This window comes from Tsukamurella pulmonis (genome assembly GCF_900103175.1).
Classification (GTDB): Bacteria; Actinomycetota; Actinomycetes; order Mycobacteriales; family Mycobacteriaceae; genus Tsukamurella; species Tsukamurella pulmonis.
In genome coordinates this window covers 1-19,922 of the sequence record NZ_FNLF01000002.1, presented here as the reverse complement: position 1 = coordinate 19,922, position 19,922 = coordinate 1, and the positions used below count along the sequence as shown (strand labels likewise).

The following is a 19,922-nucleotide window of genomic DNA, read 5'->3' as shown; positions in this document are numbered from 1 at the left end:
TCGGAAGGACCTCACTCAATGGACACGATCCCGCACCCTCCCTACCGCCTGCCAGTCCTCGGTGATGTTTTTGGTGCAAGCCGCACCACGCCTACCCAGCATGAAGCGGCCATGGCCAGGAAGCTCGGTGGAGTATACGAGCGAAAGATCATCAACGACGTCATGATCGTCGTCGGTTCGGCCGACGCTGCCGCTGACGCGTGCGACGAGGAGGCATGGTCGCGTGCACTACCCGGCCCTGGGCAGTTCCTGCGCCGCCTGGTCCCGAACGGACTTTTCACGGTTCGGAACTCCGACCCGACGTGGGGCTCGGTTCGATCGGCCCTCGAACCGATGTTCACCCAGCCGGCCATGCGGCGCTATCACACCGCTATGGCGAGTGTCATCGACGAGATGTGCGACCACCTGCGATCCCGCAATGGCAAGCCTGTCAACGCCAACGACCTCATGACAAGGCTGACCGTCGAGATCATCGCGCAAGCGGGATTCGGCTACCGCTCTGCAGGGTTCGACGTCCCCCTCCAGGACGACGACTTCCTCCAGGCCGTCCGCGCCATCCTCGAATGGTCCAGCACCGAATCGAACTCACTGCCGATCGTTTCCCTCATCGGCGCCGGTGACCGCTTGGCGAAGGCGCAGCGGTCTGCCGAGGTGGTGCGCGCACCCATTCGGGAGCTCGTCGAGCGGCGTCTGGCCGACTACGACCCCGCCGCCGCCGACGATGCAACTGACATCCTCGCTGCGCTCCTTCCCACCGGTCTCCCCGTGGAGACGATCGTCGACCAGGCGGTGACCTTCCTCATCGCCGGCCATGAGACCACCGCGGCGCTCCTCGAGACCGCCCTCTATTACGCCGCAGAGGACAATCGGCAAGAAGTGCTACGACGCCCAGAAAACACACCTGCCAGCGCCGTCTCCTACGAGGACATTCCGCGCCAGCGAGACGTCCAGAGGTTCCTGCGAGAGTGCCTTCGTCTGCATCCCCCGGCTCCCGGGTTCTTCCGAATTGCGAAGAAGGACACGAAGCTCGGAGCCTACCGCGTCCCCAAGGGGCGCGTGGCGTTCGTGCTCGCACTGGCCGCGCAACGCGACCCCAAGAGCTGGGGACCGGATGCGGACCAGTTCCGCCCTGAGCGGTTCGACCGCGGGGAGCAGCTCGGATTCTTCAAGCCGTTCAGCACCGGACCTCGAGACTGCATCGGTCGCGTCTTCGCCATGAACGAGGCGACCTTCGCGATCTCCCAGCTCGCCACCGCGTTCGACATCATCCCCGCAACGCCACGCAGGCCCCTGGCCTTCGTCGAGCGGGCCACGCTCCGCCCTGAGCCCCGTATGTACACCTTCACCGCACGATCCTGAAAGAGCGAGACATTATGTGGTACTTCATCGAAACCATGCACGGCATCGAAGCCGCCACTGTCGTCGCGGCCGACGGAATCGAGCGTCAGTGGACCTCCCCGAAGCGCTTGCCGAAGGGGCACAAACTGCTTCCGCTCCTCGCGGAGTGCTACCACAAGAAGGCGACGGTGGTTGACGCGCAATTCGATGATGACCAGCTCGTCGTCGTCCACCCCGTTCTCGGCCCAGAACGGCAGGACCCCAACCGTCGCCCAGAGCGCCCGGAAGGCGACTGTTACGCCCTCCATCTCTGGGTTGGTCCGCGTGACCAGGAACCGACCTCGGTCCCGCCAGCGGCCGGCGATCGGTGGATACTCGATCAGCAGTGCATTCACCAGACGCGTGACAGCTACATGATGAGCGGCGGAGGCGAGCGGGAATACCTGTCCGTTCAGCAGTTCACGGGACGTCAGCTCCGATCCGACGGTGCGGCAGAGGTCGTCGCCGCCGGCCTCGCACCCACGCCCGACAAGAAGGTTCTGATCGACGCCTCAATCTTCAACGTCACGACCGCCAAAGTCATGCCCTGGCTCATGATCTGCAGGGGTATCGACGGCAACATCATGAAGATCCTCTTCTACGACGTCGAGCAGTTCGGCATTGAGCCGAAGATCCCCACGCCTGAGGCACTCGGACTCAGTGCTCTGTCCGCGGCTGTCGGCCGGTACGCTGCGCTCGCGGCCACCCTTACGACTCCCAGCGAACGCCGGGACATCTTCCTCGTCATGTGGCTCGGAGAGACGCCGCCGTGGTTCCAGGAGACCTCGCCTCGAAGCACCGACTTCATCCATCCCGACGATCGGGCAGCCTTCGCGGCCGCCAACATCGGCCGTACTGACGTAGCCTTCGCTGCTAAGCCGACGCCCATCCGGATCATGGGCGGGGACGGCGAGTGGCACTCCATGCAGGCGGCGATCCGGCCCTACGCGCTCCCCGGCGGCGGCAACTCCGTCGAGGACCTCTACATCGTCGAGATGTGGGAACACTGACGAACGAGTCCGTTAATTCGGACACGGTGCGACACATTTCGCCTAGATGTTTCAGTGGGATCGGTTGTGCCGCTACCGACTTGCGTTCGTCGTGATCTGTTTGTAATCTCTGGCCCAAGCTCCATTCGTTGATGGAGCAACGGCAGCGCTCCCCCGTCTAGGCAGGGGAGGATGTTCCCGACGTAGCTGGCTGCGCTCGGTCGCTGAACACACCTACTTTGGGAGAAGTCTGTGTTCTGCGACCTTGTCGGCGTACCGCCGTTCGAGATCCCCAGCTACGGGCGGGTCTTCGTACGCAGCCATGCCCTGCGCACCTCGTCGGGGCTCACTCTCAAGACTGCAGCAAGGCGGTCTGCGACCTCGTCGGTTAACGTCGCGGCACCCCTCTCAAGAAGTGAGAGGAGCGAGGTAGACACCTCTGCCCGCTGCGCGAGATCTGGCTGCACAAATCCGCGCAGAGCGCGCCAGTCGGCAAGCTCGCGGCGTTCCGCCGGCACGACGATGACCCTCTCCATCAGCCGGTCCGTGACCTCGATAGCAGTTTGCTCGGCATACTCGCCGCGCCCGGATGCGATGGCCACGGCTGCGATCGCGGCGACGGCAGTCCAGAGGACGTCAACCTGCGGAGTGGTCTGCGACTTTCGCCCCTCGCGTTGCCACTTACTGATCGACGACACGGATACCCCGGATCGCCGCGCCAGCTCGGCAGTTGAGAGCTCGAACTCATCGAGGAGTGCGCGGAACTGGCGTGCGGAGAACTCCCGCTGCACGACCCGTGCCACTACACCTCCTGAACGACGACGACGCAAAGATCCTCCTGATCGTGCCGCTCAGCGGGCCCAGCTTCTAACAGGACTGCAATACCTGACTGTAATAGCTGACGAAAATACAGTACCGTACGCAGTGAGGGATGAATGCCCACTCACGACATCGCTCGAGGAGACTTCGATACAGAAGGGGAGCACCGAATGCTGAAGCGCGAAGTAGTCACCCGCCGCGCCGACGACGATCAGGCGCGTGGCTGCGACGGGAACCCGGACGCCTGGCTCGACCTCAGCAGCCAGGAGACGGACGCTATCCGCGACATGTACAACGCCTGCATGAGCTGCCCGATTCTCAACACGACCTGCCGGCAGATGCTCGAGGTGCACTTGGGCGATCCAGATGCGGATCCACTGCGGGAAGCGCTCTGGGCGGGAGTGTTCTTCGGGTCACGGGGAAAGCCTGTCAGTAGCAAGCGATACCTCCGCACGCGTTCCACGAAGCTGCCGACCCCTGAGGTCCGGCGGGCCGCCTAGTACGTTGCGCGCCCCGAGCCTGGCGAGTTGATATCCGACTCCCTCGGCGCGCCTCCTCAGAATTCCGGCGTTCGGATATCAGGATGGTGACCATGACGGCAAGCAAGGGTGAGCGCAAGGCGAAGCTGTGGCGTGCGAGTCCGGATCTGCTGGACTACGCCACTCAACGGGCCAAAGACGAGGGCACCAACTTGAACGAGTGGCTATGCCTGCTCGTCGAGGCGGTACGTGACGGCACCGTCGTCATGCCCCAGAACCAGGCGATGCTGTTCGCCGGTGACCGGGCCAAGCATCGGGAGGTGCTGCGGACCGCATCGTGATGTGAGGCCTGCGCGGCGGCATGAGCTGCGCGATCCAACCCTCAATTCCATAGCGGAGGCGCAGAACAGGCCAGGTCCACCAAGCCGGGTCAGAGGTTCACCGGAACGAAAGAAGCCCCCTTAGCTCCAACTAAGAGGGCATCTCCGGAAGTTTCTCGGGCTCAGAGTTACCAGCTCTGGATCCCGGAATGCGTCTCCGCATTCACCCGAAGGGATCAATTGTCCGCCGAGGACTGGTCTCAGGGTAGCGCGCACTCTGAGCACGATGCAAGCAGCTCCGCGAGTGTGGGCGCGCCGCCGCACCTGTCTGGAGCGGATGCCCACTCGCATACCTCGTCTACCAGCGACGATCGACTATCGAGTGTTACCCCTGCGTCTGATGTGACGCATGTTGTCGGCGTGTCGGGGGACACGGCGTGGGACTTCACACGTCGGTTGTCACCGCGCTCGGCAGTGCGTCTGCACGGCGTCGTCGATGCTGCGACGCAGCGCACGGGCTACAAGCAGCAGTACCGATGCAGCGCCGCCGCGCCGACGGTGCCGTGGGCGGTCCACCTGACGACGGACCGCGGCGCCGGGCATCTGTTCGCGCTGCTGGCGTTCGACTTCGACGCCCATGCCCCGGCGCCGGCTCTGCAGCGCCAATATGCGGCGCGCGCCGATGCTGCGGCTCGCCGCATGGCGCAGCTACTCACCGACTGCGGCATCGAGTTCAGCGTGTGCGCTTCGGGGCCGGGTGGAGGCCGGCATGTGTGGGTGGCTCTGCGCGATCACCTGCCGTTGGAGAGGGTGCGGCGGCTCGCGCGGCTGGCTCGTGCTGCGTTCGGCGGCGCGAAGGGACCCCTGGATATCGCGCCGCTGTCGAACGCGACGCACGGTCTCGTTCGGCCTCCGGGCGCTCCGCACCCGCGTGGAGGGCGGTCGGAGTGGATCGGTGGCCACCCGATCGAGGTGCTCACCGTCCCGTCCACTACCGCGGCCGCGATCGACCGGCTCATGACCCGCCTTGACGAGTTGGTGGCCACCACTGCGGGGCTGTCGGCAGACGAGGCTCCCGAGGCATCGGCGGAACGACGCACTGCCGGCGATCTCGATCCGGCGCCGCTGCGCCGCGGTGGGCCGTTGCCGATCGCCGTCGACGACGACGGTGCGCCGTGGATCGAAGGGCGCCGGCGGCCGCTGCCCAAGCGCCAGCTCGACCGCGCCCGCGAGCCCCTCGGTGCCGACGACGGCTCTGCTGTCGTGTTCCGGTTGCTCTGCTCGGCCGCTCTCGCGAGCTGGAAGCTCCGCGACGTCGTTGACGAACTCGCCGAGCTGCCGGGCATGGAGCACGTCCGGACGGTGCGCGTCGACGGGGGCCGCGTCCCTCGCTCCGTCGGAGGGTCTCAGTCGGCGACCGCGGTCTTGGCGGCCGACTGGAAGCGTGCCGTCACGCGCATCGCGACTCGCGATCTGCCTTCCACGGCGCGCGCCGCGGCCGCGCGTGAGGTTGACGAGAACGATCCAGGCTTCGACGCCGAGGCCGGCGCTGTGGCCGACGCGATCGCCCACCTCGAGCACCGTGCCGCGTTGAGCTGCGGGCGCTGGAAGACCCGCCTCGGCGGCATCGACCGCAAGGTCCTCCACACGCTCTGCACGATCGCCGCCCGGGCGAACAAGCTTACCATCGCCGCCGCCACCCGCACCGTCGCGGAGGAGACCGGATGCGGCCGCGAGTCCGCCCGCCTATCGCTCCTGCGCCTCGAGCGCGACGGCTGGATCGCCATGGTCGCCGAGGCCGAGAGCACCAACGCCGCGGTGTGGGAGCTGTGCCCGTACGGCGTCGACTACGAGCCGCCCGCGGCCGAGCACGAATCGGCGGCGACCAGCGAAAAAAATACACCGCCCACCGATATCCACAGGGAAATCATTTCCGACCGGTCACACCAACCCACTGGGGGGGCGCGGGGGGATCTCCAAGGGGGAGAGGCGTCCGCACCGCCCCTCGCCTCCGGGACAGCTCGCCGCGCCGCGGCACTAGAACGCTTAGCCCTCGTGCAGGACCTCTCGCGCCACGACTGCTTCGTCCCGGACCACCGCGGCGGCCTCGGCTCACGGGCGGCTTGGGTGTACGCGAACCTGCCCGCGGATCCCACCCCAATAGACGCGATCTGGATCCCCGGACTCCCAGCACGGCTCGTCGAGCACCTGCTCGAGCACCAGCTGCACCCAGCCGGCCTGGTTGACGTGACAGCGGAGGGAATCGCCCGAGCAGATCCGGCCGCCCGCGATGCCTACGCCCGGGCCATGGGCACCGCCGGCATCGGAGCGACGCGCGCGGAGCAGTACGCGGTTGAGCGGGAGGTCTGGGCCTGGTGGTGCTCCGCGGAGGAGCAGGCGTCGGCTCGGGCGATCGCGCCGAAGCGGGGGAGTACCGACCGCGGCCGCGTCTTCATCGCCGACGGGCAGCTCACCCTGCAGGTGGGGGCTCCGGTCCCGGAGACGGCTCATCTGCCGCCGTACCCACGCGGCCGCCTCGGTAGGCCGAACCACCGCGCCGCGTACGCCTACATCGCTGCCAGACGGCAACAACGCCACGCGGAGCAGCATGCCGCAGCCTGACCGGGAGGACCTGGTCGCCAGGCACCAACGACAAGCGACCCCGGGCGTGATACCCGGGGCCGCTTGTGGGGGACTGCGCGCGCGGATCGCCTATCAGGCGAGGGGCGCCACGAGTTCCCACTGGTTGTGCGAGCCGCTCGGCGGCCAGCACCACGCCTCCCGCCCGTCGATGAGGCCGTTGCGGGCGTTGAGCGCCTGCGTGCACTCAGCCTCGGTGTTGTACTTGCCGCACACGTACACCAGGCCGGAGGCGGGACAGGGCTGCTGCGGCGACGTCGCGCTCGCGGGGGAGAGCGCCGCGGCAGCTACGCCGCCGAACGCGATCGCCGCCGCAGCTAGGCCGGCGGTGAGGGACCTGCGGGGTGAGATGAGAGTATTCATGCACTTGTCCTCAATCATGTTGTTCGGCAATGCCACTACGCACCGCCGGTTCTCCGTCGCGCACCCCGACGGTGCACGATCGGAAGCTGGAAAGGGCGCCGCGAGCGTCAGCGCTCGACGGTGTCGGCCGAGCGATGGACCGCAGTCGAGCTGACGGCCAACGCGGTGACCGCGTACGGGTTCTCAACGACCGAGCGTCGGTCGGCGGGCGCGACCTGCGTGGCCGCCATGAGAGACCGCAGCGGGTGCGATGCGTGGCCATCAGCACCGTCCGCGTCGACCTCCGCGTCGGCGTCGGCGGTCCACGCGGAGCGAATCTTATCTCCAGCTGACAGGCTTGGTAAGGGGTTGACCAGCAGGGATGCTGTGGTGGACATGTCCGTCACGAGGTCGTAGTTTGGCGGTGGGACGGTGCCCAGCAGCGGGTGCACAACCACACACGGGGGCTTAGCTCAGTTGGTAGAGCATCGCCTTTGCAAGGCGAGGGTCAGGGGTTCGAATCCCCTAGCCTCCACAGATATGATGAGTTTCTGACTGCTGTCAGCTAGGAGCCCCCCCCGGATCGCCGGCCCCGGGGGTTCTGAGCGTTGGGAGGTCCAGCAGATGACGAAATGCTTGACTGGCCATGAGGCTGGTCCGGCGAGTCCGTGATGGTGGCGGGTGCGCGGGGTGACTATTGTGGCGTCATGGCTCCGACGCAGCGTACGTATCGATGTGTGGAGGCCGACGTTCGCCGACGAAGCCGACGTGAGGCGTTCCTGGACGCCGCGCTCTGTGTCTTCACCGCGTTTTGTCGACGGTGCTCCGCGAACACCTCCAAGTCCTCCCCGCCGCTTCACAGGCCCTGATCTGCCAGAGCGCATAAAACCTAGTCAGAGCACTCGATATCGCACCGCTACTCAGTGGAGGAATCAGCCTCAAAACCGATCCTCCCATGCGCGCCATCCACGACGATGCCCGTGATACTCAGACGGCGAACACCGCCTCTACCGATCCCCTCGCAGCCGACACCACCACAACCAAGTTAGGGCGCCCTCGGGCCTGACTGTGTCGGATCGGTGACAATCGACAACGCCTTGCGGTGCCGGTGAACCACATACGACACCGACCACCGCGACGTCAGATCCTCGAGCTGCTGCTCCTCAAGCAACTTCACCCGCACCCACAGATGACTGCTAAGCCCCGGTATCCCGAGCGATCACATGCTCGGCATACGCGCACACCGAAGCCCGATCCCACCCTGACGGGACAACGACCGTCCGCCGAGAAGGCATCTGCAGATCATCCTCCCCATCCACATCCACGAACCTACGACCAAACGCGGCCACCCGCCTACAGTCGGGGCCAAATCACACCGCCCTGGTTGGAGCCAGACCAACTTGACATAGCCACCCGCTGGCGGGGTGTACTGCTGCGAGCGAGCAGTGATTCGAGATCTCCCGGTGTCCCGATCCACCCCGGGGACCACAACCGTTGCGCTGACCCGCAACGGTTGCTTGATCCAGTCGGGGGGAGCGCTCACCGGGCCGGTAAGAGCGCGAGGACAGGCGCTTGGCAACCACGCCCCTCGAGGCCGTGTTCGAGCATCACCTGGCCATCGGCCTCGTCGGCCGCGGTCCACGATGGGGGACTTGTACGACCGGATCCGCCAGTCGTCCGTCGCATCGCCCCGACGCACCGTCTATGGCGTCGACGGCGATGGCTCGCAGCGTGTCGACAGATCGCCACGACGGATCAGGACCCAGGTGAGCGGGAACCGGCGTCCTGCTCACGGTGGTGCTCCTGCGTGCGTTGTGTGAACGCGGCGGCCCTGCTTAGCGCCCTACTCGCGGACTTCCCGCGACTGGCCCGGTTAGCCTGACAAGGATGCTGCGGCCTTTCGCAGTGACGCCTCCAGAGTCGCTTCCGCCTCGGGTAGAGCTGCCGCGAGGGTTGTGACGGATCGGAGCCGCTCGGATGAGGCGTGATCCTTCTGTACTGCTGCGCGTGCGACTGCAGTCCAGGATGTCGCCGCATGGTGGGCGTTGGCTGCAAGGATGGCGGTTGCGTGATCGCCGGTGAGGCGTGCGATTTCATCGCAGCCCTGTGCCAGCAGTCGGCGGAAGAGGCCACCGCCGGTCCCCGCTTTCTCGATGAAGGCGCCGAGGCTGAATAAGTGCATCTCGAGGTCGTCGGTGGACAGGGCTCCCCAGCTGCAGACGTCGGATGCGAGAGCGCTGGCCGCGTCGAGGCCGTGTGACCCATGTTCTGCGGGCCCGGCGATCGTCGATGCGCCTGGGGTGCTCAGGCTCGCTGCGGATTGCGCGAATGCCTGTGCGGCCACCTCGATAATTGAAGGCGGCGTCTGTGGCCAATTGATACGAAACTGCGTGTGTCGGGTTGGCTCCGGGAAGGAGGTCGAGCGGCGCGCGCGTGCGAGTGCGTCCAGTGGGACGCGTTGAAGATCTTCGCGATCGTTGTCGGCGATGTACGCGATGCCTTGCGTCTCGTCGTAGCCGACTACCACGATGTCGTGGCGGCTCATGCGCAACTGGACCCGCAGATAGGGGAGTTCTGCGATCTCCGCCCAGACCAGTGCAGGGCGGCCCTGATCGATCTCGCCACGAAGGTTCTCCCAACCCTCGGCCGGGTCGTCGGTGGCAAGCACCTCGACGGTGCCGCCCAGACGGCGGGGGAGGTCCACCTCAAAATCAGGTCCTCGTCCGACCAAGTACACGGGTGGCATCAGCGCGCTTGATCGAATGTAGGTGAGGGAGAGGGCTCCGCCGAGGGCAAAGACGAGGCCCTCATCGGGTGGGCCGTCGAAACCGAGCCCGGTCCACTCCATGAGGTCTCGCATCGCACCGGACCCACAGTGGCCGCCCATTCGGTGCGGGTAGGGGTCGATCATCGAGGGGCCGGACACTGACACGAGTCTCCTGTGTTGAGGCGGTGCGGATCTTGTTCGTAGAGTCGATTGCCGGCCGACGACTGAGGCAGGTCGGGTTAGGCGTGGAATGCATCTAGTGGCGTCGCACGCTGCGTGAATATCAGAGGGCCATAGGCCTGTTTGAGAGCCGCCAGGATGTTGTCGAGAGGCAGGTCGTTGTACGTACCTCTTTCGCGGACGTACTCCATGTGTGTTGAGCCGTCCGCGGAGTGAGCGTGGAGCAACGCGTCGCTGTCGCCGGTGAAGTCGATCGGGGCAACTCCGAACCGTGCGCACAGTTCCGAGTTGAACGCGGGTGTTGCCTTGAGCCACCGTCCGTCGATGTAGACGTGGCTGTACCCGTGATAGACGAAGACGTCGGTTCCCATCAGCTCACGTAGGGTGCCCGTTTGGAGGTGGTTACGGACGTCGGCGAAGCCGAACCGCGCTGGGATCCCGGCGGCGCGAAATGCGGCGGTGAGCACGACGGCCTTGGGGACGCAGTATCCACGTCCGGATTCGATTACGTGGCTGGCCCGGTAATGCTCTGGGTCGTTGGAGACGGTGTACGGGTCGTAGCGGATGGCGTCGCGTACCGCGGTGAACAGGCGGCGAGCTTTGTCTTTGTCGGTGGTCGCGTTGCCGACGGCTTCGCGTGTGAAGGTCGCGACGGTGGCGTGCTCGATGTCGAGGAAGCGTGAACCCGTCAGCGCCGCCGGGCTGACCGCGTTTGTCGGTGATGTGGTCATGGGGTCGCTCCGATCAATGCGGACCTGACGATCGGCGCTCGTTGTGCAATGGCGCGCTTGGCGTTCACGAAGTCAGCGGGTCTGTTGACGCAGTCAGCTGCAATCAGTTCTCCGGCGGAGAAATAGTAGCAGGTGAAGTCGCGGCCATGGGCGGGGTCGCCGCTGACCAGCACCTCGTCGTATCCGGTGTTGAGCCCGGCGATCTGGAGTTTGAGGTCGTATTGGTCGGACCAGAACCACGGCAGTGCGGCACGACCGGTTGTGTTGTCGCAGATTGTGGCCGCCGCGATTTTGGCGTGCTCGGTTGTTGCGGACACGCACTCGAGACGAACACGTCTCCCGTACCGCTCGATTCGGTGGTTGGCGCAGTCGCCGGCTGCGACGATGTCAGGATCGCTGCTACGAGCGCGGTCGTCGACGAGGATGCCGTTTTCGACGTCGATGCCCGCAGCTGCTGCGAGCTCCGTGTTCGGAATGACGCCGACGCCGACGATGACCAGGTCAGCGGCCAGCGTTTCTCCACCGGCGAGGACAACGCTGGCGACTCGTTTGTCGCCGCGGAACCCCTCGACGATTGCGTCGATCCGTACGTCGACACCCTTCTCGCGGTGAATTCGATCGAAGAATTCCGACACGACGGGCGCCGTGACACGTTCGAGTACGCGTCCTGCCGCCTCCAGGACGGTCACTTCGACACCCAGGGTTCGAAGCGAGGCCGCTGTCTCCAGGCCGATGTACCCGCCGCCGACAATGACGACCCGCGAACCCGGGACCGCGGCGGCGCGGATGGCCTCGACGTCGGTGGCGGTGCGCAGATAGTGCACGCCCGGCAGATCGGCCCCAGGGACGGGCAGTGCGCGAGCTCGAGCGCCGGTGCACAGGGCCAACTTCGAGTAGGACACCGCGTCGTTGTTGCCGAGAGTGACGGTTCGTTCGGCACGGTCGATCGAGGTTACGGTTCCGTCGACGAGCTGGATCCGTTGCTTGTCGTAGAACTGGTGGCTTCGGATCGCGACATCGTCGAGATGGCAATCGCCGGCCAGGTATGCCTTGGACAGCGGCGGCCGCTGATACGGCAGGCGGCCCTCGTCGCCGATCAGCAGGATGTCTCCAGCCCACTTCTCCTTGCGCAAATTGGCCGCCAGCTGTGCGCCGGCGTGGCTTGCGCCGACGATCACGACCCGATCAGTGCTCACGTCTCCTGCTTGGGAGTCAGACGGACCATCATCTTGCTGATCCCACGAACGAAGTTGGACTGCACGTACTCCGGATCACCGACCACCGCGATGTCGTCGAAGCGCTCGAGGAGTTCTTCCCAGAGAATGCGCAACTGCAATTCGGCCAGGCGGTTTCCCATGCAACGGTGCACGCCGAAACCGAACGCGATGTGGTTGCGAGCGTTGGACCGATCGATGATGAGCTCGTCCGGGCGGTCGAACACTCGCTCGTCGCGGTTGCCGGAGGCGTACCACATGACGACTTTGTCGCCTTTGCGGATGAACTGACCGTTGAGCATCACGTCCTTCTTGGCGACCCGGCGCATGTACGCCAGGGGGGTTTGCCACCGGATGATCTCCGACACCGCGTTGGGGATCAGGTCCGGATTGGCTTTGAGTTTCTCGAACTGGTCGGGATACTCGTTGAGAGCCAGCACTCCGCCGCTCATCGAGTTGCGGGTGGTGTCGTTGCCGCCGACGATCAGCAGCACGAGGTTCCCGAGGAACTCCATGGGGCTGTCGTCGAGAAGGTCTTTGGTGTCCTCGTTGCTCTGCAGCATGGTGATGAGGTCGAAACCAGGCTCCTCGCCTGCCGCGGTCCGCGCGGCCTTGTCTCGCCATAGCGCACTCAAGCCCTGTGCCATCGCGACCATCTCGCGGAAAACTTTGTCGTTGTCTGATGGTCCGCCGTTGGCCTGCTCCATCGACGTGGCCAGATCCGACCACTGGACGAGTTTGTGGCGCTGCTCGTAGGGGTAGTCGAGCAATGTCGCGAGCATCCGCGCGGTCAGTTCGACCGACACGGTCTGGACCCAGTCGAACGGTTCGTCGAGCGGTAGCTCGTCGAGGACTTCCCGGACGCGCGACCGGATGAGGCCCTCCATCTCGCGCAGGTTCTTCGGTGCGACGACTCCCTGGACGGCGGCGCGCTGCTTGTCGTGCCGCGGCGGGTCCATGGCGATGAACATCGCGATGTCCATGAAGCGGGGCGGCCGACCGATGATGATGAACGGTTCGGCGGAGAACGCGTCGTGGTTCTTGTCGACAGCGATGATGTCGGCATGTCGAGTGACCGACCAGAACGGCCCGAAGGGACTGCGGGGCTGGAAGTGAACGGGCGCCTCATTGCGCACACGCTCGAAGTAGGACCGCCACCTGCCCTGTCGGTAGAGGAATGGGTTGCTCAGATCGATGTCGGTGAGTTCGACTTCCTCGACAGGCGGGATGGGGGTCTCGGTGAAGATCTTTTTGCCGTCGGTTCGGGTGACGATCCGGCGGGCCTTGTCATAGACGTGGGCGCCACGGATTTGTAGATCGATCGGGATCATGGACTGCGCTTTGTCGGCGAGGGCAGTTGAGATGCTCATAGATGTTGCTCTTTCGCTTTAGACGTTCACAACTGGAACTCGGGAAGGCGAACGGTCAGACCGTCCCACTCGTTGTTGGCGGTCATCTGGCAGGCCAGTCGCGAGTTGGCCTCACGTTCGGGGTGCATACTCAACATGCCTTCTTCGACGTCTGTGCTGTGTCCGACGGTGTCGATCCACGCGCTGTCGACGACGACGTGGCACGTTCCGCATGCCGCCTCACCGCCACAGTCGCCATCGATCCCCGGTATCGCCTCGTCGACTGCAATCTGCATCAGTGACCTGCCGGGCGTCACCGGCGCGGGGTAGTCCTCGCCGTCGTGGGTCACGTAAGTGATCGTGGCCATGGCCACCTCCTTGTTCGTGGGTCGTAGAGGTGAGTGTGCACGCGGCAGATGTGCTTGATCCAGGCTCGGACGTCGCGATGTCTTGTTAAATTGGCTCATGTGAGCCTTGTCGAGTTGGGGATACCGCCGCTAGCGTTCGCGCAGCTCCTCGACAGCGGTGCCCTGGGCGCGGCGGAGACGCGAGCGTTCGGACGCATCATGGCCCGCGAGGGCGTCGATCTCGCGGTCGTCATTGCGCGACAGGGCCAAGTGCCTGTCCGGTGGTTTCACGAGGTGTATCCGGCGATGGACGCCCAGCAGGGATTCCGGTTGGGCGTGGCGTTCGCCGAGCACGCCCAGCTGACCTCTTTCGGCCCCCTCAGTTTGCCGCTGGTCAGTGCGGGTTCCGTCCTCGAAGTTGTTCAACTGCTTCGGTTCTTGCCCCTGATATCGACCGCGCTGAGCACCGAGTTCCAGCACGGAGACTCTGGACTGACGATCGCTCTGGCCGGGCGCACAGATAGCCCCGGCACCGATTGTCTCGCCGTCACCTACGGTGGTCTGGCTGTCCTGCGGTTGGTGGACATGCTCGCCGGTGCCGTCCCCTCCGTGGAGCTTCATCTGACATGCCAGGCGCCGGCAGACCTGATCGTCGTGGGTGAGATCGGCCATCGGATCCTTTTCGACGCGCGCGCGGCGTTCGTGCATATACCGGCTGCCGTGCTCTACGACGTGTGCCGCTTCTCCGACCCCGTGGCCTACCGGATCGGTATCGCCGAGCTTCGACGCGTCTACGAACAGCGCAGGCCCAATTCCTACACGCAGCTGGTCCGCGCACAGTTCGATGCTGACCCTGCGCGCGCTGACGGCGCTCGTATCGCGGCGGAGCTGGCGACATCGGTGAGCACACTCAAGCGACGCCTGCACGCCGAGGGCACCACCCTGCGTCGCCTGCGGCAGCAGTTCGCCCAAGAACGAGCCACCGCGCGACTGCTGGATCCCGGCATCAGTGTCGGCGAGATAGCCGCAGAACTGGGGTACTCCGAGGTCGCCAGTTTCTCCCATGCATTTACACGGTGGGTCGGGTGCTCCCCGACTCAGTTCCGCCGCGCACCGTCGAATCAGCGGGCAGCGCCGGGCATCTGAGCAGGTCAGTCCGCGCGGAGGAAATTGACGAAAAAGCTGTCTACCGTGGAGGTGTCGGCGTAGCGCGCGAAGTGCGTGAGATCGACTTTCACGAACTCGCTAGTGGCGGAAAAGTAGGTCTCGCCCTCCACGGTCCCGCTCGCCCCGATGTGCAGGGTGTGATCGGCGTCCTCGTCGATCCACGCCGTGAGGCGTACTGGTACGTGGAGGGGTACCGGTCGGCGGTACTTGACCGTCAACGTGCGCGTGACGGCCGGGGTGCCGGCGATCCACAGCGTAAATCCCATGATGTCGTCGCACGCGGCCGAGATGGCCCCTCCATGCGCCAGACCTGGTCCACCGGAATGCTTTTCGGTGAAGGAGTGATCTGCAAAGACTCGGTCCTCGTCGCGGTAGACCTCGAGCTGCAGGCCGCTGGCATTTTCCGGCCCGCAGCCCATGCACGATGGGGAGTGCGCGGGCAGTCTGCTGGGTGCTGACATCACAGTCCTCGAATCGATGCTCGTGCCGGTAGCGGACCGCTACTGACGGTATCGTTGGCAGGATGCCACATACGTGGACCAACAGCGAGAAGAATGCGGGTAGCGGTGAGCATCGATGGCCTCGACGACGTCGATCCGCGGCGGGTTCGTTCCAGGAACCGTCTACTCGACGCCACGGCGGTGTTGCTGCGCAGAGGGGGAGTGGAGGCTGTCACCGTCGAGGCGGTCACCAGCTTGTCCAGGGTTGCCCGCACAACCCTCTACCGGCACTTTGGCAGTACCACCGACCTGGTCGCCGCTGCCTTCGAGCGTTTGCTGCCCCAGGCCGATCGCCACGAACTCTCGGGGTCGGTGCGCGAGGACTTGATCCGGTTGATGGATCGTCAGGCGGACGTCATCGAACAGGCGCCGCTGCAGGTCACCACGGTCGCGTGGTTGGCGATGGTGCCCGAACGGGCCGGCGAGCAGAGCAACGCCCTGGCCCCACTGCGTGCGCGGGTGGTCGATCACTACCGCGAACCGTTCGACCGATTGCTCACCAGTGCCAGTGCCGTCGACGAGCTCGACGATTTCGACCTGACCCTGGCCATCACCCAGCTCGTCGGACCGCTGATCTTCGCCAAAATCACCGGCATCCGGGCCGTCGACGCCGATGACCGCCGCCGCATCGTCGACGACTTCCTGACGGCGCATCGCCGCATGCCCTGACCGCTCGCACGGTCCACGCCGAGTCCGAAGACGAGCGACCGCGCCACCGCTTTTCGCTACATCATGTAGCGTACCGATCCAGGTAGTTCCGTTTCGGCAGGAGTGGTGTTGATGGTGGTGCACCGGCGATCGGCTGGCGCGCGGTCAGAACGCGCGGAATACAGCGCCACGCTTGCGCGGGTGGCTCGGTACGCGCTAGCGCACAAGGTTGTCGTCGTCGGCGCGTGGCTCGCGGTGGGTGTGGTGCTGGCGCTGGCGTTCCCGCAGCTCGAGACAGTCGTGCGCCAACAATCGGTCGATCCGATCCCTGCGGGAGTGCCGTCATTTCAGGCTTTCGACCGGATGGGTACGGCGTTCGGGGAGAAAGGCGCCAAGACAACGGTTTTCATCGCCATGGAGAACCGTGGCGGCCTCACCCCGACGGTGCGCGTACGCTACGACGAGCTTGTTCAGAAACTTCGTGGCGCCACCGCCGATGTCGCTTCCGTCCGTGACCTGGTGGGGGATCCGACGACGGCGTCGCAGGCGGTGAGCCGCGACGGGACGGCCTGGTACCTGCCGGTGGGGCTGACCGGAACGCTGGGCGGCCCCGCCGCGACTCGCGCCTTGGATTCCGTGCGCGACCTCGCCTATCATTCGTTCTCCGGCACCGGTACAACCGTACACGTCACCGGGCCCACCGCCACCTTCAGCGATCAGATCGTCACGGCCGAAAAGGACCTTGTGGTGATCACCATGGCCACGGTTCTGCTGATCGCGTTCATCCTGCTGGTGGTCTACCGGTCGCTGTTCACCGCGCTCGTACCCCTGCTGGTGATCGGGATCAGCCTCGGGGTGGGTCGCGGTGTGGTGTCAGCGTTGGGCGAGTTCGGAATGCCCGTTTCACAGTTCACCGTCGCGTTCATGACGGTGATCCTGCTCGGTGCCGGCGTCGACTACACGGTCTTCTTCATCAGCCGCTACCACGAGCGATTACGGTCGGGCGCCGAGCACGCACCTGCGCTCATCGACGCCACCGCTACGATCGGGCGCGTCATCCTCGCCTCCGCCGCAACCGTCGCCCTGGCGTTCCTGGCGATGGTGTTCGGAAAACTGAGCGTCTTCTCCACTCTCGGGCCGGCATGTGCGATCGCGATCGTCATCGGGTTCCTCGCCACGGTCACCCTGCTACCGCCGGTCCTGCACGCCGCCTCCCACCTCGGGTGGGGTGCACCCCGCGCGGACCTGACGCGGCGCTACTGGAACCGCATCGCGGTACTCGTCGTACGGCGCCCCGCCTCGCTACTGGCTATGACACTCGTCGCTCTGCTCGCCCTCGGCGCAGTGGCGTTGGGCATCACCATCACCTACGACGACCGCAGCGGACAACCCGCCACCACTGACAGTAACGAGGGTTACGCACTGCTCGACCGGCACTTCCCGACCAACACTACCGTCCCGGAATTCCTCGTGATCCAATCCCCGAACGACATGCGTACCGCGAAAGGGCTGGCTGACCTCGACGACCTGGCATCACGCGTCGCGCAAGTCCCGGGAGTGACCCGGGTTGTCGGCGTGACCCGACCCACCGGCAGCCGCCTCGAACAAGCCCAGCTGTCGTGGCAGAACGGACAGATCGGTGACCGACTCGCCGCGGCAGTCAGTGACGGCCGATCACGCACTGGCGACCTGTTCCAACTTCGAGATGGCGCCGACCAACTCGCGACCGGCCTTGCCACGCTCGACAGCCAGATCCGCGCCAACCTGACACCGCTGTTGCGAATTCTCGACCAGGCCACGACCGCGGGACAACAGATCCAGCAATACCGACCACTGCTCGGTCAACTCCGCACAACCGCACCCGCACTCGACCAACTCATTGGGCAGGCACCGCAATTGGCCACCGCGGCAAGGCAGGCATCCGACGCCTTGAGTCTCGTGACCGCCGTGCGGCCCTTGCTCGACAACGCTCCCTGGTGCGCCCCGATCCCTCAGTGCGCCGCCGTCCAACAGCAACTCCGGACCCTGGGCACACTGCGGGATTCCAACTTCCTCCTCCAAATCGGCGCTCTCTCCGGGCAACTGGGCAACCTCGGCACACCCATCACCACCATCACCGCGCAACTCACCGCCGCAGTGGACACATTGGACACAACGCTGGGTGCTGTCACCGCGCGCGACCTCCCCGCACAACTCGCCCAGCTTCAGAACGGGGTGAGTCAACTCGCTGCTGGCTCCCGCGCGATTGCCGGGGGAGTCGCCGCACTCGTCGACAGCAACCTGCAACAGTTCGCCGGGATGGCCACCCTTGCCGCGCAACTACAGACCACCGCCCGCGAAACCCGCGGCTCGGACGCCGCCACGGGTTTCTACCTACCGCCTGACGCGTTCGTCAACCAAAAGTTTTCCGACGTTGCTGCACAATTCGTCTCTCCAGACGGGCGGACAGTGCGCTATGCCATCCAAACCGACGCCGATCCCTACAGCAGCCAGGCGATTGAACTCACCAACGCCATCACCACCGCAGCCCAGACAGCGAGACCCAACACCGCCCTGCAGAACGCATCGGTGTCGCTAGCGGGATTCCCCGCCATCAACGCCGACCTGCAACGCCTGCTCAGCCACGATTTCCGGCTACTCGCCCTGGCCACCCTCATCATCGTCGGCATCATCCTGATCGCACTACTCCGAGCGCTCATTGCACCGCTTTACCTGCTGGGAACCGTTATCCTGAACTACGCTGCAGCCCTCGGCGTGGGGGTGGTGATCTTCCAATGCATCCTTCGCACCGAGATTGCCTGGCCTGTACCGCTTCTCGCGTTCATCGTGCTCGTCGCCGTCGGCGCCGACTACAACATGCTGTTGATCTCCAGGCTGCGTGAGGAATCCCACCGCAGCATTCGCATCGGAGTCCTACGAACCGTCACCAACACCGGCTCCGTCATCACCTCCGCCGGCCTCATCTTCGCGGCAAGCATGTTCGGACTGATGGTCGGCTCGATCGCCATCATGACCCAGGTCGGCCTCATCATCGGTGTCGGACTACTCCTCGACACCTTCGTCGTCCGAACGATCGTCGTACCCGCAATCGCCACCCTGGCCGGACCAGCGAGCTGGTGGCCAGGCAAACACGGGTGACCCGAATCCACTGCGCCCGCATGACGACGAAACATAACGGTCGGCACGCGGCCCGTCGCCCCACACCCAGCTCGCTATCTGATAACGCACACCGTAAGATCGACAGATTAAATAACTGGATGACGGTCGCAGGACTTGGTCGTAAGACCGCGGGCGTGTGCTTCGCGCCAGGCGGCGGCGAGGTTGTCGGCGCGGCTGTGCCAGGTCATCTCGCCGAGGTACTCGGCGTGCTTCCTCGTCGCATCGGTCCACCGCAGCTCCGCGTACAGGCGCCGGTACTGGCACCGGAGGACCACCCGCCCCAGCGCGTTCGGTGCGGTGCGGATGGCACGGTTGTGGCGGCCGCCTGCGGCGTCGTCCTGCTCTTTGGCCTGCACTGCCTTGTTCGACCCGTGCGGGACGCGCCAGTGGTGGTCTTTGACCGCGTCCTTGCTGTTCCAGCCCCACCGTGACATCCCTGGCGTCCCCCGCGCTGTTAGACGACGGTCAGGTGACGGCTGCCGGCGGTGGCACCCTCGGGTGCGCCGAACAGGCTGGTGCGGTCTCCGGCGGTGAGCAGTGTCAGGGCGTCGAGCTCGGTGGTGCTGTATCCGTCGGTGGCGAGCTGGGCGAGAACATCGCGGGCGAGCTCGGGTGTCTCGGTCGGGACACCGGGCCGGGTGCCGTACATCCGGCCGGTTTCGTTGAGTAGTCGGAACATCGCCCGGTACTGCCGGTCGGAGAGCACGCCGCGCTCGCGTGCTCGGACAACGAGCGAGGACTCGCTCACGCCCCAGTCCAGGCGCAGCTCGTCGAGCTCGTGCACGGTCCGGGTCGAGACCCGGTCCAGCGCCGGGCCGATGTCGTCGACCGGGGCGAGGAACTCGGCGGCGAAGACATTTGCCCGTCGCTCGTTTCGGTGGGGCTGACCAGGGT

Annotated in this window: 19 protein-coding genes and 1 tRNA gene; 9 read left to right on the top strand and 11 right to left on the bottom strand. The window is 65.5% G+C overall.

From position 1 onward, the window contains the following. Positions 1-18: 18 nt before the first annotated feature. Both BLQ62_RS00380 and BLQ62_RS00375 read left to right on the top strand, forming a co-directional pair. Complete coding sequence (locus tag BLQ62_RS00380; protein WP_082756139.1) at positions 19-1,359, top strand: cytochrome P450; 1,341 nt, start codon at positions 19-21, stop codon at positions 1,357-1,359. Positions 1,360-1,373: 14 nt separating this feature from the next. Beyond that, entirely contained in the window at positions 1,374-2,387 is a 1,014-nt protein-coding gene (locus tag BLQ62_RS00375) for a GAF domain-containing protein (protein ID WP_068563609.1), read from the top strand. Between the two features lie 275 nt (positions 2,388-2,662). On the opposite strand, the gene BLQ62_RS00370 is transcribed toward BLQ62_RS00375, so the two are convergent. Next, positions 2,663-3,169: a helix-turn-helix domain-containing protein gene (locus BLQ62_RS00370; RefSeq protein ID WP_139184102.1), complete on the bottom strand. Its 507-nt coding sequence runs from the start codon at positions 3,167-3,169 to the stop codon at positions 2,663-2,665. A 186-nt stretch (positions 3,170-3,355) separates the two neighbouring features. Here BLQ62_RS00370 and BLQ62_RS00365 point away from each other — a divergent pair, with 186 nt between their 5' ends. The 3 genes from BLQ62_RS00365 to BLQ62_RS00355 all read left to right on the top strand — a co-directional run bounded on the left by BLQ62_RS00365 (position 3,356) and on the right by BLQ62_RS00355 (position 6,606). Further along, entirely contained in the window at positions 3,356-3,685 is a 330-nt protein-coding gene (locus BLQ62_RS00365) for a hypothetical protein (RefSeq protein WP_068563605.1), read from the top strand. A 92-nt stretch (positions 3,686-3,777) separates the two neighbouring features. Then, on the top strand, positions 3,778-4,005 hold the full coding sequence (locus tag BLQ62_RS00360) for a hypothetical protein (RefSeq protein WP_139184101.1): 228 nt from the start codon (positions 3,778-3,780) through the stop codon (positions 4,003-4,005). Between the two features lie 399 nt (positions 4,006-4,404). Then, a complete protein-coding gene (locus BLQ62_RS00355) occupies positions 4,405-6,606 on the top strand; it encodes a hypothetical protein (RefSeq protein ID WP_139184100.1) in 2,202 nt (733 codons plus the stop codon). A gap of 93 nt (positions 6,607-6,699) precedes the next feature. Here BLQ62_RS00355 and BLQ62_RS00350 read toward each other — a convergent pair whose 3' ends face one another. Next, entirely contained in the window at positions 6,700-6,987 is a 288-nt protein-coding gene (locus tag BLQ62_RS00350; protein WP_139184099.1) for a hypothetical protein, read from the bottom strand. A 107-nt stretch (positions 6,988-7,094) separates the two neighbouring features. Next, positions 7,095-7,373 (bottom strand): hypothetical protein, encoded by a 279-nt coding sequence (locus BLQ62_RS23115; protein ID WP_139184098.1) that lies wholly within the window; start codon positions 7,371-7,373, stop codon positions 7,095-7,097. A 55-nt stretch (positions 7,374-7,428) separates the two neighbouring features. Between BLQ62_RS23115 and BLQ62_RS00345 the strand changes: the two genes are divergently transcribed. Beyond that, positions 7,429-7,501, top strand: a tRNA-Ala gene (locus BLQ62_RS00345). Positions 7,502-8,839: 1,338 nt separating this feature from the next. On the opposite strand, the gene BLQ62_RS00340 is transcribed toward BLQ62_RS00345, so the two are convergent. From BLQ62_RS00340 to BLQ62_RS00320, 5 genes are all read right to left on the bottom strand, one after another. Then, the gene (locus tag BLQ62_RS00340) at positions 8,840-9,877 is read right to left on the bottom strand and encodes a BtrH N-terminal domain-containing protein (protein ID WP_074850301.1); all 1,038 of its coding nucleotides are present in this window, start codon (positions 9,875-9,877) and stop codon (positions 8,840-8,842) included. 95 nt (positions 9,878-9,972) lie between these two features. Continuing rightward, a complete protein-coding gene (locus BLQ62_RS00335; RefSeq protein ID WP_068526269.1) occupies positions 9,973-10,644 on the bottom strand; it encodes a transglutaminase-like domain-containing protein in 672 nt (223 codons plus the stop codon). Then, positions 10,641-11,840 carry an NAD(P)/FAD-dependent oxidoreductase gene (locus BLQ62_RS00330; protein ID WP_068526270.1) on the bottom strand — a complete coding sequence of 400 codons (1,200 nt, stop codon included), beginning with the start codon at positions 11,838-11,840 and terminating at the stop codon, positions 10,641-10,643. Before BLQ62_RS00330 ends, BLQ62_RS00335 begins: the two co-directional genes overlap by 4 nt. Next, the gene (locus BLQ62_RS00325) at positions 11,837-13,228 is read right to left on the bottom strand and encodes a cytochrome P450 (RefSeq protein ID WP_068526271.1); all 1,392 of its coding nucleotides are present in this window, start codon (positions 13,226-13,228) and stop codon (positions 11,837-11,839) included. The genes BLQ62_RS00330 and BLQ62_RS00325 overlap by 4 nt, the downstream gene beginning before the upstream one ends. Positions 13,229-13,254: 26 nt before the next feature. Beyond that, on the bottom strand, positions 13,255-13,575 hold the full coding sequence (locus tag BLQ62_RS00320) for a 2Fe-2S iron-sulfur cluster-binding protein (protein ID WP_068526316.1): 321 nt from the start codon (positions 13,573-13,575) through the stop codon (positions 13,255-13,257). A 99-nt stretch (positions 13,576-13,674) separates the two neighbouring features. On the opposite strand from BLQ62_RS00320, the gene BLQ62_RS00315 reads away from it, so the two are divergent. After that, complete coding sequence (locus tag BLQ62_RS00315) at positions 13,675-14,700, top strand: AraC family transcriptional regulator (RefSeq protein ID WP_068526272.1); 1,026 nt, start codon at positions 13,675-13,677, stop codon at positions 14,698-14,700. A 5-nt stretch (positions 14,701-14,705) separates the two neighbouring features. On the opposite strand, the gene BLQ62_RS00310 is transcribed toward BLQ62_RS00315, so the two are convergent. Further along, positions 14,706-15,182, bottom strand: a complete 477-nt coding sequence (locus BLQ62_RS00310) for a PaaI family thioesterase (protein WP_068526273.1) — start codon at positions 15,180-15,182, stop codon at positions 14,706-14,708. Positions 15,183-15,275: 93 nt separating this feature from the next. On the opposite strand from BLQ62_RS00310, the gene BLQ62_RS00305 reads away from it, so the two are divergent. Next, positions 15,276-15,890 carry a TetR/AcrR family transcriptional regulator gene (locus BLQ62_RS00305; RefSeq protein ID WP_068526274.1) on the top strand — a complete coding sequence of 205 codons (615 nt, stop codon included), beginning with the start codon at positions 15,276-15,278 and terminating at the stop codon, positions 15,888-15,890. A 111-nt stretch (positions 15,891-16,001) separates the two neighbouring features. Continuing rightward, positions 16,002-19,007, top strand: a complete 3,006-nt coding sequence (locus BLQ62_RS00300; RefSeq protein ID WP_068526317.1) for an MMPL/RND family transporter — start codon at positions 16,002-16,004, stop codon at positions 19,005-19,007. 107 nt (positions 19,008-19,114) lie between these two features. Here BLQ62_RS00300 and BLQ62_RS00295 read toward each other — a convergent pair whose 3' ends face one another. Both BLQ62_RS00295 and BLQ62_RS00290 read right to left on the bottom strand, forming a co-directional pair. Next, a complete protein-coding gene (locus BLQ62_RS00295; RefSeq protein ID WP_068526275.1) occupies positions 19,115-19,462 on the bottom strand; it encodes a hypothetical protein in 348 nt (115 codons plus the stop codon). Positions 19,463-19,482: 20 nt separating this feature from the next. Further along, positions 19,483-19,922, bottom strand: a 440-nt coding sequence (locus tag BLQ62_RS00290) for an ImmA/IrrE family metallo-endopeptidase (protein WP_425288337.1), incomplete at its 5' end; no start/stop codon positions are given.